The 16,873-nt window shown below is 69.1% G+C and carries 15 protein-coding genes and 1 riboswitch; of the genes, 6 read left to right on the forward strand and 9 right to left on the reverse strand.

Annotated features, from left to right (window positions below; all coding sequences use genetic code 11):
* Positions 1–47 precede the first annotated feature (47 nt).
* The gene (locus tag ACFYQ5_RS04995; protein WP_389193266.1) at positions 48–1,022 is read right to left on the reverse strand and encodes a GlxA family transcriptional regulator; all 975 of its coding nucleotides are present in this window, start codon (positions 1,020–1,022) and stop codon (positions 48–50) included.
* An 81-nt stretch (positions 1,023–1,103) separates the two neighbouring features.
* Here ACFYQ5_RS04995 and ACFYQ5_RS05000 point away from each other — a divergent pair, with 81 nt between their 5' ends.
* Positions 1,104–1,316, forward strand: coding sequence for a hypothetical protein (locus tag ACFYQ5_RS05000; protein WP_389193269.1), 213 nt, complete (start codon positions 1,104–1,106; stop codon positions 1,314–1,316).
* 16 nt (positions 1,317–1,332) lie between these two features.
* On the opposite strand, the gene ACFYQ5_RS05005 is transcribed toward ACFYQ5_RS05000, so the two are convergent.
* The 6 genes from ACFYQ5_RS05005 to ACFYQ5_RS05030 form a co-directional block, all read right to left on the reverse strand.
* Positions 1,333–2,349, reverse strand: coding sequence for a ribonucleotide-diphosphate reductase subunit beta (locus tag ACFYQ5_RS05005; protein ID WP_389193272.1), 1,017 nt, complete (start codon positions 2,347–2,349; stop codon positions 1,333–1,335).
* Positions 2,349–4,745: a ribonucleoside-diphosphate reductase subunit alpha gene (locus ACFYQ5_RS05010; protein ID WP_389193275.1), complete on the reverse strand. Its 2,397-nt coding sequence runs from the start codon at positions 4,743–4,745 to the stop codon at positions 2,349–2,351. The genes ACFYQ5_RS05005 and ACFYQ5_RS05010 overlap by 1 nt, the downstream gene beginning before the upstream one ends.
* A 136-nt stretch (positions 4,746–4,881) precedes the next feature.
* Positions 4,882–5,017: riboswitch (cobalamin riboswitch) on the reverse strand.
* Positions 5,018–5,057: 40 nt separating this feature from the next.
* Positions 5,058–5,558: a GNAT family N-acetyltransferase gene (locus ACFYQ5_RS05015; RefSeq protein ID WP_389193278.1), complete on the reverse strand. Its 501-nt coding sequence runs from the start codon at positions 5,556–5,558 to the stop codon at positions 5,058–5,060.
* A gap of 145 nt (positions 5,559–5,703) precedes the next feature.
* Positions 5,704–7,338 carry a monocarboxylate uptake permease MctP gene (mctP, locus tag ACFYQ5_RS05020; RefSeq protein ID WP_389193281.1) on the reverse strand — a complete coding sequence of 545 codons (1,635 nt, stop codon included), beginning with the start codon at positions 7,336–7,338 and terminating at the stop codon, positions 5,704–5,706.
* Positions 7,335–7,589 carry a DUF3311 domain-containing protein gene (locus ACFYQ5_RS05025; protein ID WP_389193284.1) on the reverse strand — a complete coding sequence of 85 codons (255 nt, stop codon included), beginning with the start codon at positions 7,587–7,589 and terminating at the stop codon, positions 7,335–7,337. The genes mctP and ACFYQ5_RS05025 overlap by 4 nt, the downstream gene beginning before the upstream one ends.
* Positions 7,590–7,769: 180 nt before the next feature.
* A complete protein-coding gene (locus ACFYQ5_RS05030; protein ID WP_389194217.1) occupies positions 7,770–8,534 on the reverse strand; it encodes a GntR family transcriptional regulator in 765 nt (254 codons plus the stop codon).
* 283 nt (positions 8,535–8,817) lie between these two features.
* Here ACFYQ5_RS05030 and ACFYQ5_RS05035 point away from each other — a divergent pair, with 283 nt between their 5' ends.
* From ACFYQ5_RS05035 to ACFYQ5_RS05050, 4 genes are all read left to right on the forward strand, one after another.
* Positions 8,818–10,098 (forward strand): extracellular solute-binding protein, encoded by a 1,281-nt coding sequence (locus tag ACFYQ5_RS05035; RefSeq protein ID WP_389193287.1) that lies wholly within the window; start codon positions 8,818–8,820, stop codon positions 10,096–10,098.
* An 81-nt stretch (positions 10,099–10,179) separates the two neighbouring features.
* On the forward strand, positions 10,180–11,160 hold the full coding sequence (locus ACFYQ5_RS05040) for a carbohydrate ABC transporter permease (protein WP_389193290.1): 981 nt from the start codon (positions 10,180–10,182) through the stop codon (positions 11,158–11,160).
* A gap of 29 nt (positions 11,161–11,189) precedes the next feature.
* Positions 11,190–11,996 (forward strand): carbohydrate ABC transporter permease, encoded by an 807-nt coding sequence (locus ACFYQ5_RS05045; protein WP_389194220.1) that lies wholly within the window; start codon positions 11,190–11,192, stop codon positions 11,994–11,996.
* 10 nt (positions 11,997–12,006) lie between these two features.
* Positions 12,007–13,530: a glycoside hydrolase family 3 protein gene (locus ACFYQ5_RS05050; RefSeq protein ID WP_389193293.1), complete on the forward strand. Its 1,524-nt coding sequence runs from the start codon at positions 12,007–12,009 to the stop codon at positions 13,528–13,530.
* 70 nt (positions 13,531–13,600) lie between these two features.
* Here ACFYQ5_RS05050 and nagB read toward each other — a convergent pair whose 3' ends face one another.
* Positions 13,601–14,386, reverse strand: coding sequence for a glucosamine-6-phosphate deaminase (nagB, locus tag ACFYQ5_RS05055; RefSeq protein ID WP_389193295.1), 786 nt, complete (start codon positions 14,384–14,386; stop codon positions 13,601–13,603).
* Positions 14,387–14,924: 538 nt separating this feature from the next.
* Here nagB and ACFYQ5_RS05060 point away from each other — a divergent pair.
* On the forward strand, positions 14,925–16,391 hold the full coding sequence (locus tag ACFYQ5_RS05060) for a sensor histidine kinase (protein WP_389194222.1): 1,467 nt from the start codon (positions 14,925–14,927) through the stop codon (positions 16,389–16,391).
* Positions 16,392–16,557: 166 nt separating this feature from the next.
* Here the strand turns inward: ACFYQ5_RS05060 and ACFYQ5_RS05065 are convergent, their stop codons facing one another.
* Positions 16,558–16,815: a WhiB family transcriptional regulator gene (locus ACFYQ5_RS05065; RefSeq protein WP_003953983.1), complete on the reverse strand. Its 258-nt coding sequence runs from the start codon at positions 16,813–16,815 to the stop codon at positions 16,558–16,560.
* Between the last annotated feature and the right edge of the window lie 58 nt (positions 16,816–16,873).

The following is a 16,873-nucleotide window of genomic DNA, read 5'->3' on the forward strand; positions in this document are numbered from 1 at the left end:
CATTCCGGGGGCCGTCCGGTCACGCGGCCTCGTTCACGCGGCCTCGTTCACGCGGCCTCGGTCATGTCGGCCGGCCCCCGGAAGGTGCGGCGGTAGGCGTTCGGAGTCGTGCCCAGTGAACGTACGAACTGATGGCGCAGCGCCGCCGCGTTCCCGAAGCCGGTCTGTCCGGCGATCGTGTCCATGGTCGCGTCCGAGGTCTCCAGCAGGTGCTGCGCCAGCAGCACCCGCTGCCGGAGCAGCCAGCGGTACGGGGTGGTGCCGGTCTCCTGCTGGAAACGGCGGGCGAAGGTCCGGGGCGACATGTGGGTCTGGGCGGCCAGCTGTTCGACGGTCATCTCCTGGTCGAGATGGTGCTCCATCCAGGCGAGGGTGTCACCGACCGTGTCGCACCGGGTGCGGGGCAGCGGGCGCTTGACGTACTGCGCCTGGCCTCCGTCCCGGTGCGGCGGGACCACCATGCGGCGTGCGATGGAGTTCGCGACGGCGGGGCCGTGTGCCTGGCGGACCAGGTGCAGGGCGGCGTCGATGCCCGCGGCGGTGCCGGCCGACGTGATGACCGGACCCTCGTCCACGTAGAGCACGTCCGGCTCCACGACGGCCTTCGGGAAGCGGCGCGCCAGCTCGTCGGAGTGCCGCCAGTGCGTGGTGCAGCGGCGGCCGTCCAGCAGCCCTGCCTCACCGAGGACGAAGGCGCCGGAGCAGACGCTCAGCACCCGCGCGCCGCGCTCGACCGCCCGGCGCAGGGCCTCCAGGGCCTCCTCCGGGTACTTCCGCTCCACGAAGTGGCTCCCGGCGGGTACGGCGATGAGGTCGGCCTCCTCCAGCCGGTCCAGGCCGTAGGGGGTGTTGATGGAGAACCCGGCGTGCGTCCGCAGCACCGGGCCCTCCGCGGAGACGACCGCGAAGTCCTGGACGGGCAGCCCGTCCTCGGAGCGGTCGAGCCCGAACACCTCGCACAGGACGCCGAGTTCGAAGGGATGGACCTCGTCGAGCAGCAGGACGGCGACATTCTTCAGCATGACGTCAGTGTGGCAGTAATTCGAGGGGGTGTGACAGTCCTGCCACTGCCGGAATTCGGGCGCGCGGACGACAGTAGAGCCATGAACACATTCCTGAGCTACCTGGTCATAGCCGCCCTTTTCGCCCTCGTGCTGCTGCCCGCGCTCGTCGGGTTCGCGAGGGAACTCCGGATCGACCGCGAGCTGCGGGAAGCGGCACGGCGCGGAGCGGCGGCACCCCCGGAAAAGGCGGGCACCGCGCAACCGGTCACGGTCACGCGGCGCCCGTACATCAGGTCCTGGGCGCGGATCTAGAAGGATCTGGAAGGATTTAGAAGTCGTCGTCGAAGCCGACGGACCCCTCCACCGCCACCTGGTACGCGGAGGGGCGGCGCTCGAAGAAGTTCGTCAGCTCCTGCACCCCCTGGAGCTCCATGAACGAGAACGGGTTCTCGGAACCGTAGAGCGCGGGGAAGCCGAGCCGGGTGAGCCGCTGGTCGGCGACGCACTCCAGGTACTGACGCATGGACTCGGTGTTCATCCCCGGCAGGCCCTCGCCGCACAGATCGCGGCCGAACTGCAGCTCCGCCTCGACGGCCTCCCTCAGCATCTCGGTGACCTGCTGCTGGAGCTCGTCGTCGAAGAGGTCGGGCTCCTCCTTGCGGACGGTGTCCACGACCTCGAACGCGAAGTTCATGTGCATCGTCTCGTCACGGAACACCCAGTTGGTGCCCGTGGCGAGACCGTGCAGCAGGCCGCGCGAGCGGAACCAGTAGACGTACGCGAACGCGCCGTAGAAGAACAGGCCTTCGATGCACGCGGCGAAGCAGATCAGGTTGAGCAGGAAGCGCCGGCGGTCGGCCTTCGTCTCCAGCCGCTCGATCTTCTCGACCGAGTCCATCCACCTGAAGCAGAACTGGGCCTTCTCACGGATCGAGGGGATCTCCTCGACCGCGTCGAAGGCCGCCGCGCGGTCCTCCGGGTCCGGGAGGTAGGTGTCGAGCAGCGTCAGATAGAACTGGACGTGCACGGCCTCCTCGAACAGCTGCCGCGACAGGTACAGCCGGGCCTCGGGCGAGTTGATGTGCTTGTAGAGCGTCAGCACCAGGTTGTTGGAGACGATCGAGTCACCCGTCGCGAAGAACGCGACCAGCCGGCCGATCATGTGCTGCTCACCGGGTGAGAGCTTGGCGAGGTCGGAGACGTCGGAGTGGAGGTCGACCTCCTCCACCGTCCAGGTGTTCTTGATCGCGTCCCGGTAGCGCTCGTAGAAGTCCGGGTAGCGCATGGGGCGCAGGGTCAGTTCGAAGCCCGGGTCGAGCAGGTTCTTGTTCGCGGACGTGGTCATTACTGGCAGGCCTCGCAGGACTCGGGGTTTTCGAGGGAGCAGGCGATCGCGTCCGCGTCGGGAGCGGCGGCCTGCTGTACGGGAATCGGGGCAGCGGCTGCGGCCGTCCCGGACGCCGCGCGGGCGATCCGGGTCGCCGGGCGCGAACGCAGGTAGTACGTCGTCTTCAGCCCCTGCTTCCAGGCGTACGCGTACATCGAGGAGAGCTTGCCGATCGTCGGCGTCTCCAGGAACAGGTTCAGCGACTGGCTCTGGTCGAGGAACGGCGTACGGGCCGCCGCCATGTCGATCAGGCCGCGCTGCGGGATCTCCCACGCCGTGCGGTACAGCGCCCGCACGTCCTCGGGGATCCAGGCGAAGCCCTGCACGGAGCCGCTCGCCTCGCGCAGCGCCTCACGGGTCCGCGCGTCCCAGACGCCGAGCTTCTTCAGCTCGTCCACGAGGTAGGCGTTGACCTGGAGGAACTCCCCGCTCAGCGTCTCGCGCTTGAAGAGGTTGGAGACCTGCGGCTCGATGCACTCGTACACCCCGGCGATGGAGGCGATCGTCGCCGTCGGCGCGATGGCGAGCAGCAGGGAGTTGCGCATCCCGCTCTTCGCGATCCGGGCACGCAGCGCGTCCCAGCGCTCCGGCCAGTTCAGCGCGGTGGCGTAGTGGTCCGGGTGCAGCACGCCCCGGGCGGCGCGGGTCTCGGACCAGGCGGGCAGCGGGCCCGACCTCTCGGCGAGGTCGCAGGAGGCCTCGTACGCGGCCAGCATGATCCGCTCGGAGATCCTCGTGGACAGCGCGCGGGCCTCAGGGGAGTCGAACGGCAGGCGCAGCTTGAAGAAGACGTCCTGCAGGCCCATCGCTCCCAGGCCCACCGGGCGCCAGCGGGCGTTGGACCGGCCGGCCTGTTCGGTCGGGTAGAAGTTGATGTCCACCACGCGGTCGAGGAAGGTCACCGCCGTACGCACGGTGGCGTCCAGCCGCTCCCAGTCGATGGTGCCGTCGGCGACGAACGCACCGAGATTGACCGACCCCAGGTTGCAGACGGCCGTCTCGCCGTCGTCGGTGACCTCCAGGATCTCGGTGCAGAGATTCGAGGAGTGCACGACGCGGCCCGGCTCGGCGGTCTGGTTCGCGGTCCGGTTGGAGGCGTCCTTGAACGTCATCCAGCCCTGCCCGGTCTGCGCGAGCGTCCGCATCATGCGTCCGTACAGCTCACGGGCCGGGAGGGTCTTGCGGGCGAGCCCCTTGGCCTCGGCGGCCCGGTACGCGGCGTCGAACGCGTCGCCCCACAGGTCCACCAGCTCGGGGGTGTCCGCCGGGGAGAACAGCGACCACTCGGTGTCCGCGTCGACGCGCCGCATGAACTCGTCCGGGATCCAGTGCGCCAGATTGAGGTTGTGCGTACGCCGCTGGTCCTCGCCGGTGTTGTCGCGCAGCTCCAGGAACTCCTCGATGTCCGCGTGCCAGGTCTCCAGGTAGACGGCGGCGGCGCCCTTGCGCCGGCCGCCCTGGTTGACGGCGGCGACCGAGGCGTCGAGCGTCTTCAGGAACGGCACGATGCCGTTGGAGTGCCCGTTGGTGCCCCGGATGAGCGAACCCCGGGCGCGGATGCGGGAGTACGAGAGGCCGATGCCGCCCGCGTGCTTGGAGAGGCGCGCCACCTGGTGGTAGCGGTCGTAGATCGAGTCGAGCTCGTCCAGCGGTGAGTCCAGCAGGTAGCAGGACGACATCTGCGGGTGACGGGTGCCGGAGTTGAAGAGGGTGGGGGAGGAGGGCAGGTAGTCGAGCCGGCTCATCAGGCCGTACAGCGCGGCCACTTCCTCCAGGGCGCGCTCGGAGGTGTCCTCGGCGAGCCCGGCGGCGACGCGCAGCAGGAAGTGCTGCGGGGTCTCCACGACCTCGCGGGTGAGCGGGTGGCGCAGCAGGTAGCGGCTGTGCAGTGTCCGCAGCCCGAAGTAGCCGAAGCGGTCGTCGGCGCCGTCGGCGAGCGCCTGGTCGACCAGCGAGTCGAGAGCGGCGGCGTGCAGCGCGACGAACTCGGCCGTACGGTCCGCGATGAGGCCCTCGCGATGTCCGACGGCGACCGACGCCGAGAAGGAGACAGCGCCCTGACCGGCGGCCTCGTCCGCGACGGCCCGGGTGAGGAGCCGGGCGGCGAGCCTGGAGTAGGCCGGGTCCTCGGAGATCAGGCCTGCGGCCGCCTCGGTGGCCAGCGAGCGCAGCTCGGCCTCGTCCGCCCGCGCGCTGCGGCCGCGCAGTGCGGAGGCTGCGACCCGTCCGGGGTCGGTGTCGGGCAGATCGGCGGTGAGGTCGGTCAGGGTCCGCAGCAGCGCGGTCCCGGGTGCGTCGGTGGTGCGGCCTTCGGATTCCGCGGCTGAAACCGGATCGGCTGGCGCGATGGTCACTGGGGGCTATCCCTCGCTCGGCTCAGGGCCTGCGGGAGCGGGGCAGCCGGGCACGACGGCGCCCGGGGAAGGGCAGCACGGCGCACGGCGTCCACCGGCCCTCCGCGGGGCCCGGACGTCTGACGTCCGGTTCGGTCGAGCCGGACGCACTGTCGACAGGTCTTCGGACTTCGGGGTGCGCGAAACACACCGATCACACCGTTGCGGGACAGTTCCGGATTCACACCGGATTCCCCTGCGGCGACAGCGAGGTCGAGCATACATGTGGGGGCTGCCGATCGAAGTAGCCCCCACATGTTGTGTCGTGGTGGGTCAGAGTTCCAGGCGGAAGGTGAGGAGCGAGAGGCCTTCCAGCGGGTACCAGTCCCGCTCCGGAGTCCGTACGAAGCCGAGGCGCCGGTAGATCCGGTGGGCGTCCAGCATGGAGGGCTGTGTCGACAGGACGATCGCGGAGAGCCCGCCGGCGGCTCGTGCCCGGTCGATACAGGCCCGTACGAGGGCCTCGCCCGCCCCGCGCCCACGCGCCTCCGGCGCGACCGCCAGCATCCGGAATTCGGCTTCGTGGTCCCCGGCGATGTCCGCCCACGGGCTGCCGGGCGCGACGTAGGTGACGCCGCCCAGCAGCCGGCCGTCGGCGTCCACCGCGACCAGCACCTCGGCCTCCGCCGCCCGTCGACCCACCGCGCGGAGCTGTTCCAGATAGGGATCCTCGGCGCCGAAGTCCAGCAGGCCGTCACCGAGATAGGCCTGGGCGGTGATCTCGCCGAGGTCCTCGAACTGAGCCGGCCGGACCGGCCTGATCGATACGTCCATGGGCCGCAGTCTGCCGCAACCGAGGGGCGTGGCGCGCCCCGGTTCCGGCCGACGGCGGGCCCGTGGGGTCCTGCCTGATACGACGCCGTCCCGGCAGGGCGGACCCTGCCGGGACGGCGTCGTGCCCCGTGACCGCTGGGGAAGGTCAGTGACCGCCCGGCGCACCCGCCGTGGCCGGCGGAAGCTCGGCCTTGACGCCCGCGTCGCCGACGTCCGCCGTGTAGTCGGACGGCGAGGTCTCGTCCACTCCGGCCGGGGCCTTCACCGCGTTGAGGACGAAGGTCAGCACGACCACGACGACGAGGTTCAGTACGAACGCGGTGAGACCGATGTAGCCGATCTCGCCGATTCCCGGAATCTCCTTCGAGGACCCGCCGAAGTGCTTCTGCGTCGGGCTGGCGACGCCGTACGCGGCCACCGTTCCGTAGATCATGCCGACCGCCCAGCCCGCGATCAGGGCCCAGCGGTGGAACCACCGGGTGAACAGGCCGCCCACCAGGGCCGGCATCGTCTGGAGGATCCAGATTCCGCCCAGCAGCTGGAAGTTGATCGCGACCGTCTTGTCCATGGTGAGGACGAAGGCCAGCGCGCCGACCTTGACCAGCAGCGAGACCAGCTTGGAGACCTTGGTCTCCTGGGCCGGGGTCGCGTCGGGCTTGATGAAGTCCTTGTAGATGTTGCGGGTGAAGAGGTTCGCCGCGGCGATCGACATGATCGCGGCCGGCACCAGGGCGCCGATACCGATCGCGGCGAAGGCCACGCCCGCGAACCAGTCGGGGAACATGGTCTCGAACAGCTGGGGGATCGCGAGCTGGCCGTTGTCCACCTTGATCCCAGCGGCGATCGCCATGAATCCGAGCAGGGCCAGCAGACCCAGCATCAGCGAATACAGCGGCAGGATCGTGGTGTTGCGCCGGATCACCTCACGGCTGCGGCTGGACAGCGTCGCCGTGATCGAGTGCGGGTACATGAAGAGGGCCAGCGCCGAACCCAGAGCCAGCGTGGCGTAGCCCCACTGACCCATGTCGCCGGGCACCAGCGCACCGCGCGGCTGGCCCGTCGCCTCGTTGGTCTGCGCGAACGCCTCGCTCGCCTTCGCGAAGATGCTGTCGAAGCCCCCGAGCTTGATCGGGATGTAGATGATCGCCACGGCGATGACCAGGTAGATCAGGCCGTCCTTGACGAACGCGATGAGTGCGGGCGCGCGCAGCCCCGAGGAGTAGGTGTACGCGGCGAGGACGGCGAAGGCGATCAGCAGCGGCAGGTCCTTGATGAACCAGTGCGTGGTCTCGCCGCCGCCGACGCCCATGACGTCCAGCACGGCCTGGATGCCGACCAGCTGGAGTGCGATGTACGGCATGGTGGCGAGGATGCCGGTGAGGGCGATCGCCAGCGAGAGCCCCTTCGAGCCGAAGCGGCCACGGACGAAGTCCGACGTGGTGACGTAGCCGTGCTTGTGCGAGACCGACCAGAGGCGCGGCAGGAAGGTGAAGATCAGCGGGTAGACGAGGATCGTGTACGGGACGGCGAAGAAGCCGGCCGCGCCCGCCGCGTAGATCGCCGCGGGCACCGCGACGAAGGTGTACGCCGTGTAGAGGTCGCCGCCGAGCAGGAACCAGGTGACCCAGGTGCCGAACGACCGTCCGCCCAGGCCCCATTCGTCGAGGCTGGCCTCGTTCTCGGCCTTGCGCCAGCGCGCGGCCATGAATCCGATGACCGTGACGGCCACGAAGAAGAAGATGAATACGGCGAGTGCGACGCCGTTCACGCCGTCCTTCATGCGGAGGCACCCCCCTTGCGGGCGCGCTGGTCACGCTGCCACAGCTTGTACGCGATCATGGTGAGAGCGGTCGAGATCAGTACCCAGAGCATCTGGTACCAGTAGAAGAACGGGATGCCGATGAAGGTCGGTTCGACCTTCGCGTACGAGCTGACCCAGAGCATCGCCACGAACGGCGCGATCAGGCAGAGCGCGATGACCACCCTGGTGGGTGTCACTGTCGGTGGTTTCGCACCGTTTTCTTCCGGCATGTGGCGGCTCCGTCCCCTCGCTGATCACCTGGTGCAATGCGCAGGAAATCTAAGCGAGAGTTCCGGCCATCGTCACCCCCCGTCCGCATTGCGGTCCTGCAACGGTCCGGTGTCGTCCGAAAATGACTGATCCCCCTGCGAAGGCGGGGGGATCAGAGGTGTCAGGGGTCCGGAACGGTCTCAGTCCGTGGGGCGCTTCAGGCGGGCCACGAATTTGTACCGGTCACCCCGGTACACCGAGCGCACCCACTCCACCGGTTCGCCGTCCCCGTCGATCGAGTGCCGGGACAGCATGAGCATCGGAAGGCCCACGTCCGTGCCGAGCAGCCCCGCCTCGCGCGGTGTGGCGAGCGAGGTCTCGATGGTCTCCTCGGCCTCGGCGAGCCGGACGTCGTACACCTCGGCCAGGGCGGTGTAGAGCGAGGTGTACTTCACCAGTGAACGGCGCAGCGCGGGAAAGCGCTTGGCCGAGAGGTGCGTGGTCTCGATGGCCATCGGTTCACCGCTGGCGAGCCGGAGCCGCTCGATCCGCAGCACCCGCCCGCCCGCCGTGATGTCCAGCAGCCCGGCGAGCGTGTCGTCCGCCGTGACGTAGCCGATGTCCAGCAGTTGGGAGGTGGGTTCCAGGCCCTGGGCGCGCATGTCCTCGGTGTACGAGGTGAGTTGCAGGGCCTGGGACACCTTCGGCTTGGCGACGAACGTGCCCTTGCCCTGGATGCGCTCCAGCCGGCCCTCGACCACCAGCTCCTGGAGGGCCTGGCGCACCGTGGTGCGCGAGGTGTCGAACTCCGCGGCCAGGGTCCGCTCGGGCGGCACCGGGGTGCCGGGCGGCATGGTGTCCGTCATCTCGAGGAGATGGCGCTTGAGCCGGTAGTACTTCGGGACGCGCGCCGTACGTGCCCCCGCACCGGCCTCGCTCGTACTGCTGCCCCCGTCGGCACCCATGGCCCGCCTTCCCGACTGCTGCGTTGCTGCCGTCACCGGCTCCTCCGTCTGTCGCGGCTCACATGGTGGCACGGTCCGGTCACGGGTCGTCGCCCTCCCTCAGGTGTCGGTCCGATAACGGACGCGAGTGCACTTCTTATACACCCTTGACACCCCTAAAGGTCTAGGCCAAGCTCCCGGTACTGGTCTAAACCATTAAAGACCAGGTCCCAGCCCCAGCAGTACTACTCGTCGGTGTCTTCGCGGTGGGCGGGGGGTTGCAGCACCCTGAGGAGGGTTTGGCGTGAAGCGCAAGCTCATCGCGGCGATCGGCGTCGCGGGCATGATGGTCAGCATGGCGGCGTGTGGCTCCGACGACGGCGGCGACAGCGGCAAGAAGTCCGGTCCCGGCAGCTACAAGGGCGAGACTCTGACCGTCTGGGCCATGGATGGTTCGACGCCCGAGCAGTGGCAGAAGGACCTGTCCGCCGAGTTCGAGAAGAAGACCGGCGCCAAGGTCAAGTTCGAGGTGCAGGTCTGGAACGGTATTCAGCAGAAGCTGACGACCGCCCTCTCCGAGGAGAACCCGCCCGACGTCTTCGAGATCGGCAACACGCAGACCGCGGCCTACGCCAAGACCGGCGGCCTGGCGGACCTGGGTGACCTCAAGACCGAGATCGGTGGCGACTGGGCCGCCAACCTGAACGAGGCCGCGGTCGTCGACGGCAAGCAGTACGCCGCCCCGTGGTACTTCGCCAACCGCGTGGTGATCTACAACAAGTCGGTCTTCGCGGACGCGGGCGTCACCGGCACCCCCAAGACCCGCGACGAGTTCTTCGCCGCCTTGGACAAGATCAAGGCGAAGGGCAAGGCCGAGCCGCTCTACCTGCCCGGCCAGAACTGGTACTTCTTCGACGGTCTCACCATCGGTCAGGATGCGGACCTCATCAAGAAGGACGGGGACAAGTGGGTCTCCAACCTCGCCGACCCGAAGATCGGCGCGGCGATGGACCTCTACAAGAAGTACCAGGGCTACTCCAAGGCGCCCAAGGACAAGGACGAGGCCACCCCGCAGCAGGCCGACATCTTCGCCAAGGGCAAGACCGGCGCCTTCATCGGCATGGGCTGGGAAGCCGGTACGGCGATCAAGGCCAACCCGGCCATCGAGAAGGAGATCGGCTACTTCACCATCCCGGGTGAGACCGCCGAGAAGCCCGAGGGCGTCTTCCTCGGCGGCTCCAACCTCGCCGTCGCCGAGGGCAGCGCGAAGCAGGACCTCGCCAAGGAGTTCCTGAAGCTCGCGCTCTCCGACACGTACGAGGGTCAGCTCGCCAAGCTGAACGGCGTCATCCCCAACAAGGAGTCGCTGAACTCGAACCTGACCGGCAACCCGGTCGCCGAGGCAGCGGCCCCGTCCGCCAAGGTCGGTGGCACCACGCCGCTGATCCCCGAGTGGGCCGCGGTCGAGAACGCTCCGAACCCGATCAAGACCTTCATGACGGCGGTCCTGAACGGCAAGTCGAACGCCGAGGCCGCCAAGCAGGTCGAGGAAGAGTTCAACGAGCGCCTCGCGCAGAAGCAGTAAGGCCGAAACGCCGGGGGCGGACTCCATGACGGAGTCCGTCCCCCGGCCGCGTCCCATGGTGCCGAGAAAGAGATGGCGAGCATGACCGTGCAGACCGAACGGCCGCCCTCCGGGCCCACGGAGGTCACGAAGCGGGCCGACACCGGGCCGGACAAGCCCCGGGCAGCCGGCAGACCGGCCGTCCTGGCCCCGTACCTGCTTCTGCTCCCCCCCGTGGTCGTGACCCTGGTGTTCCTCGGCTGGCCCGTGGTCAAGAACACCCTGCTGTCGTTCCAGAACCTCAACATGAGGCAGCTGATCCAGCACCTCACCGAGTGGAACGGGATCGACAACTACACGGACATCCTCGGCAACGAGGAGTTCTGGAACGTCACCGGCCGGTCGATCGTCTTCGCCGGCACCAACGTCGTCCTCATCATGCTGTTCGGCACTCTGATCGGCCTCCTGCTCGCCCGGCTGGGCAAGCGCATGCGCGTCACCCTGCTCGTCGGACTCGTCCTCGCCTGGGCCATGCCGGTCATCGCCGCGACCACCGTCTACCAGTGGCTCTTCGCCTCGCGCTTCGGTGTCGTCAACTGGGTGCTGGACGCCGTCGGCTTCCACTCCATGGCGGAATTCAACTGGACCGGCAGCCAGTTCTCCACGTTCTTCGTGATCACCGTTCTCATCGTCTGGCAGTCGATCCCGTTCGTCGCGATCAACCTGTACGCCGCGACGACGACGATCCCCAAGGAGCTCTACGAGGCCGCTTCGCTGGACGGCGCGGGCCCCTGGAAGAGCTTCACCTCGGTCACCGTGCCCTTCCTCAAGCCGTTCCTCCTCGCGACCACGTTCCTCGAGGTCATCTGGGTCTTCAAGGCCTTCGCCCAGGTGTTCGCGATCAACGAGGGCGGTCCGGACCGGCTCACCGAGATCCTCCCCGTCTACGCGTACATCGAGGGCATCGGCAACCAGCACTACGGCATGGGCTCGGCGATCGCGCTGCTCACCATCGTGATCCTGCTCCTTCTCACCTCGTACTACCTCAGGATCGTCTCCAAGCAAGAGGAGGACGAGCTGTGAAGCGCTCGGCTTCGTCCCGGTTCAGCCGTATCTGGCCCAACGCCACGGCGGTCCTGCTGGTCATCGGCTTCGTCTTCCCCGTGTACTGGATGTTCGCGACGGCCTTCAAGCCGACGCCGGACATCGTCTCCGAGGACCCGGTCTGGTTCCCGACCGACATCACGTTCCAGCACTTCCGGACCGCCGTCGACGCCGAGAACTTCTGGACGATGGTCCGGAACTCGCTCACCGTCACCGTGCTCGCCGTGGCCTTCTCCCTCGTCCTGGCGCTCGCGGGATCGTTCGCCCTCGCCCGGATGCGCTTCAAGGGCCGCCGGGGTTTCATCATCGGCTTCATGGTCGCCCAGATGGCGCCCTGGGAAGTCATGGTCATCGCGATCTACTTCATCGTGCGCGACACGGACATGCTCAACAGCCTGATCCCGCTGACGCTCTTCTACATGGTCATGGTCCTGCCCTTCACCCTCCTGACGCTGCGCGGCTTCGTCGCCGCCGTGCCCAGGGAACTGGAGGAGTCGGCCATGGTCGACGGCTGCACGCGCCCCCAGGCCTTCGTGAAGGTCATCCTGCCGCTGCTGGCCCCCGGGCTGATGTCCACCTCGCTGTTCGGCTTCATCACCGCGTGGAACGAGTTCCCGCTGGTCCTGGTGCTCAACAAGCAGGCCGAGGCACAGACCCTCCCCCTGTGGCTGTCCCAGTTCCAGAGTCAGTTCGGCGACGACTGGGGCGCCACGATGGCCGCGTCCTCGATCTTCGCCATCCCGATCCTCGTCCTCTTCGTCATCCTGCAGCGCAAGGCCGTCAGCGGTCTGACCGATGGCGCAGTGAAGGGATAACACGGCTTCCATGACCACCTTCGTATCCACCACGGACACCGTCACCCGCGACGCGCTCGCCGTCCTCCAGCCCGGCTTCACCGGCACGAGCGCCCCGGACTGGCTCCTTCGCAGGGTCGGTGAAGGCCTCGCCTCCGTCGGGCTGTTCGGCCGGAACATCCACTCGCCCGAGCAGCTCGCCGCGCTCACCGCCCGACTTCGGGCCGAGCGGGACGACGTACTCGTCGCGATCGACGAGGAGGGCGGCGACGTCACCCGGCTGGAGGTCCGCAGCGGCTCGTCCTTCCCCGGCAACCTCGCTCTCGGCGCCGTCGACGACGTGGACCTGACCAGGGCCGTCGCCCGGGAGCTCGGCCACCGGCTGGCCGAGTGCGGGGTCAACCTGAACTGGGCGCCGTCCGCGGACGTCAACTCCAATCCGGGCAACCCGGTCATCGGCGTACGCTCCTTCGGCGCCGGGACCGGGCTGGTCGCCCGCCACACCGCCGCGTACGTCGAGGGCCTCCAGGCCGCCGGTGTCGCCGCGTGCACCAAGCACTTCCCCGGCCACGGCGACACGGCGGTCGACTCCCACCACTCCCTGCCCCGCATCGACGTGGACCTGGACACCCTGCACGCTCGTGAGCTGGTGCCTTTCCGGGCCGCCATCGCAGCGGGATCCAAATCGGTGATGAGCGCGCACATCCTGCTTCCCGCGCTCGACCCGGCCCGGCCGGCGACCCTGAGCCCGCGGATCCTCACCGGTCTGCTGCGCCAGGAGCTGGGGTACGAGGGGCTGATCGTCACCGACGGCATGGAGATGGACGCCATCGCCGGCACCTACGGCATCGAGCGTGGATCCGTCCTCGCCATCGCCGCGGGCGCCGACGCCATCTGCGTCGGCGGTGGACTGGCCGACGAGGACACCGTGCTGCGGCTGCGCGACGCGTTGGTGACAGCGGTGCGGACAGGTGAACTGTCCGAGGAGCGGCTGGCCGACGCGGCCGCGCGTGTACGGGCCCTCGCGTCCTGGACGCAGGGGGCCAGGGGGGTTGCCCCGGAGCCGGGCGCGGACGCGCAGGAGGGGACCGCGCCCGGCTCCGGCGCCGGCATCGGACTGGTCGCGGCCCGCCGGGCCGTGACGGTCACAGGCACCGTCGACCCGCTGACCGAGCCGGCCTATGTCGCGGCGTTCAGCCCGGTCGCCAACATCGCGGTCGGCGACGAGACCCCGTGGGGCGTGGCGGCCGAACTGGCCCGGATGCTGCCCGGCACGCGGACGGACACCTACGGCGGCGGGAGCGCGTCGACGGCCGCCGAGGTGCTGAGGGCGGCGGGGGAGCGGCGCATCGTGGCCGTCGTCCGCGACGCCCACCGGCACGCGTGGATGAGCGAGGCTCTGGACGCCGTCCTGGCGGCGCGTCCCGACACGGTCGTGGTCGAGATGGGCCTGCCCGAGGCGCCGCCCCGGGGTGCGCCGCACATCGCCACGCACGGTGCGGCACGGGTGTGCGGGATCGCGGCCGCCGAGGTGATCACGGGCACGGCTTCCTGAGCCCCGGAAGGGCGACGCGTGAGGGCCGGGTCACCGTCACCGGTGCCCGGCCCTCACGCGTACGGGAGTTCTACAGGCCCTGCCACTGCGGCTTCGCCGCATACGTGGCGCGGAAGTAGTCCGCCAGCTTCAGCTTCGACGCCGCCGCCTCGTCGACCACCACGGTGGCGTGCTGATGCAGCTGCAGCGCCGACGCCGGTACGACCGAGGCGACCGGGCCCTCGACCGTGAGGGCCACCGCGTCGGCCTTGCCCTCGCCGGTGGCCAGCAGGATCGGGTGGCGGGACTCCAGGATCGTGCCGATGCCCTGGGTGATGACGTGGCGGGGCACCTGCTCGATGTCGTCGTCGAAGAAACGCGCGTTGTCGATCCGCGTCTGCTCGGTCAGCGTCTTGATGCGGGTGCGGGAGGCGAGCGAGGAGCACGGCTCGTTGAAGCCGATGTGTCCGTCGGTGCCGATGCCGAGCAGCTGGAGGTCCACGCCGCCCGCCTCGGTGAGCGCCTTGTCGTACGCCTCGCAGGCCGCCTGTACGTCCTCGGCGGTCCCGTCCGGGCCCATGAAGGACTTCTCGGACAGGCCGAGCGGTTCGATGACCTCGCGCAGTACGACCGAGCGGTACGACTCGGGGTGGCCGGCGGGCAGCCCCACGTACTCGTCGAGCTGGCAGATGCGGGCGCGCGAGGCGTCCACGGCGCCGGAGCGGACCTTCGCCGCCAGGGCCTGGTAGATGGGCAGCGGGGTCGAGCCGGTGGCAACGCCGAGCAGGGCGTCGGGCTTGCGGCTCAGCAGGGCCGCGACGGCCTCCGCGATGAGTTCGCCGCCTGCCGTGGCGTCCGGGACGATGACAACTTCCACGCTGTGCCTGCCGATCTGGAGAGTGGCGTCATGTGGTATAGACCAATCTGGGTCCCAATCTAGCAGAACGGTGTGGCCCGGGGGGTGAACCGGTCGCATGTGCGTCACTGGTTGTCGCCCTGTCGGCGGACGGCCGCGACCGTGAGGCGGAGTGAGGGGGGAGACCCCCGGAAACACCCGCGGGCCGCGGCGCCGGGACGGGACCCTCGGCCCGTCCGGCACCGCAGCCCGGAGCTACCTGGCCGGCGGTGTGCGGTGCCTCCGGCCACTGGAGGCACCGGCGCAGTCAGGGCAGAGAGCGCCGGATGCCTCGGTCCGCTCTCCTGTGCGGGGAGAACGGAGGTCTGTGGTGCAGGGGACGCGCTCTTCCTGTCGTGTCCCTACCCGATGCATTGTGGACTAGACCAATAGCCCGTGTCTATCGGTGGGCACAGACGTTCTCCTGTGCTGGCCCGTCCCCTCACAGTGTCACGTATTCGCGGGCCGATCGGTTCGGAACCTCTTCCTTTGCGCGGGTACGCTCGCACACGTGCCCTCCATGAACGACCTCGTCCGCCAGCACACAGCCCTGAGTGACTCCGACCTCGAGTGGCTTCACCTGCTGGTCTCGGAGTGGCAGCTGCTCTCCGACCTGTCCTTCGCCGACCTCGTCCTGTGGGTGCCCACCCGCGACGGGACCCGCTATGTGTCCGTGGCGCAGATGCGACCCAACACCGGCCCCACCTCCTACCAGGACGACATGGTCGGCCACCTCGTGCCGCGCGGCCGACGGCCGCTGCTGGACGCCGCCCTGGACGAGGGCCGCATCGTGCGCGAGGGGGATCCGGAGTGGCGGGAGGAAGTGCCCGTCCGGGTCGAGTCGATCCCCGTACGGAGAGAGGGGCGGGTCCTCGGGGTCATCGCCCGGAACACCAACCTCCTCACCGTGCGCACGCCGTCCAGGCTGGAGCTCACCTACCTCCAGTCCGCCTCCGACCTGGCCCAGATGATCGCCGCCGGGTCCTTCCCGTTCCCCGGCCAGCAGGTCGACATGGACGCCTCGCCGCGTGTCGGAGACGGGCTGATCAGGCTCGACGCCGACGGTGTCGTGCAGTACGCCAGCCCCAACGGCCTCTCCGCCTACCACCGGCTCGGCCTGGCATCGGACCTCGTCGGCCACAACCTCGGAGTGACCACCGCCGAACTCGCGCCGTCGCGCGGTCCGGTGGACGAGGCCCTGGTCAAGGTGGCGAGCGGATACGCGCCCCGGGAGTTCGAGGTCGAGGGCGCCGGCGGGGTCATCCAGCTGCGCGCGATCCCGCTCAAGCCCAAGGGGGTGCGCATCGGTTCGCTGGTGCTGCTCCGCGATGTCACGGAACTGCGCCGCCGAGAGCGGGAGTTGATCACGAAGGACGCCACCATCCGGGAGATCCATCACCGGGTGAAGAACAACCTCCAGACGGTGGCCGCCCTGTTGCGGCTCCAGGCGCGCCGGATGGATTCGGAGCAGGGCCGCGAGGCGCTCAACGAGGCGGTGCGGCGCGTCGGTTCGATCGCGATCGTCCATGAGACGCTGTCTCAGAATCTGGACGAGCGGGTCGAGTTCGACGAGATCGCGGACCGGGTGATCGCGATGGTCGCCGAGATCTCACCCGGGAAGGTCACCTGCCGCCGCACGGGGCGCTTCGGGATTCTCGACGCGGAGGTGGCCACTCCGCTCTCGATGGTGCTCACCGAGGTGCTGCAGAACGCGCTGGAACACGCGTTCACCGTGGCCGAGCGCGGCACGGTGGAGGTGTCGGCGGTGCGTGGTGGTTCACCGGCCGAGGGCCGGCTGCTGATCACTGTGACGGACGACGGGCGCGGGCTGCCCGAGGGGTTCGATCCCCAGCGCGCCGGCAATCTGGGGCTGCAGATCGTGCGCACGCTGGTGGAGGGCGAGCTCGGCGGCACCTTCGGGATGGTCCCGGCCCCGGTGCGCGGCACGCAGGTGGTGCTCGACATCCCCGTGCGGAACGACAAGTAGCAAAAAAGCAGTGGGCCCGGACCGTGGTGACGGTCCGGGCCCACTGCTTTTTTACTCACGATGCGATGCGCTTCGGGGGTACTGCGCGCTGCGACTCGAAGGCGGGGCTGTGCGTACGCTCTGTACGCGCCGCCTGGCTGAGGCTCGTCGTGCGGGGGGCGTCGGTTCAGGCGCTGGCGTTACGCGCCCGATTACGAGCGGCACGGCGCTTCATTGCACGGCGCTCGTCCTCGCTGAGGCCACCCCAGACGCCGGAGTCCTGACCGGACTCGAGCGCCCACTGCAGGCACTGCTCCATGACGGGGCAGCGACGGCAGACGGCCTTGGCTTCCTCGATCTGCAGCAGCGCAGGACCGGTGTTGCCGATGGGGAAGAACAGCTCGGGGTCTTCCTCACGACAAACGGCGTTGTGACGCCAGTCCATGGCTGCTACCTCTCCTTGGTATTACATGCTGATGCTTGTGAATGTGAACGCTTTCACG

This window comes from Streptomyces sp. NPDC005794 (assembly GCF_042871445.1).
Classification (GTDB): domain Bacteria; phylum Actinomycetota; class Actinomycetes; order Streptomycetales; family Streptomycetaceae; genus Streptomyces.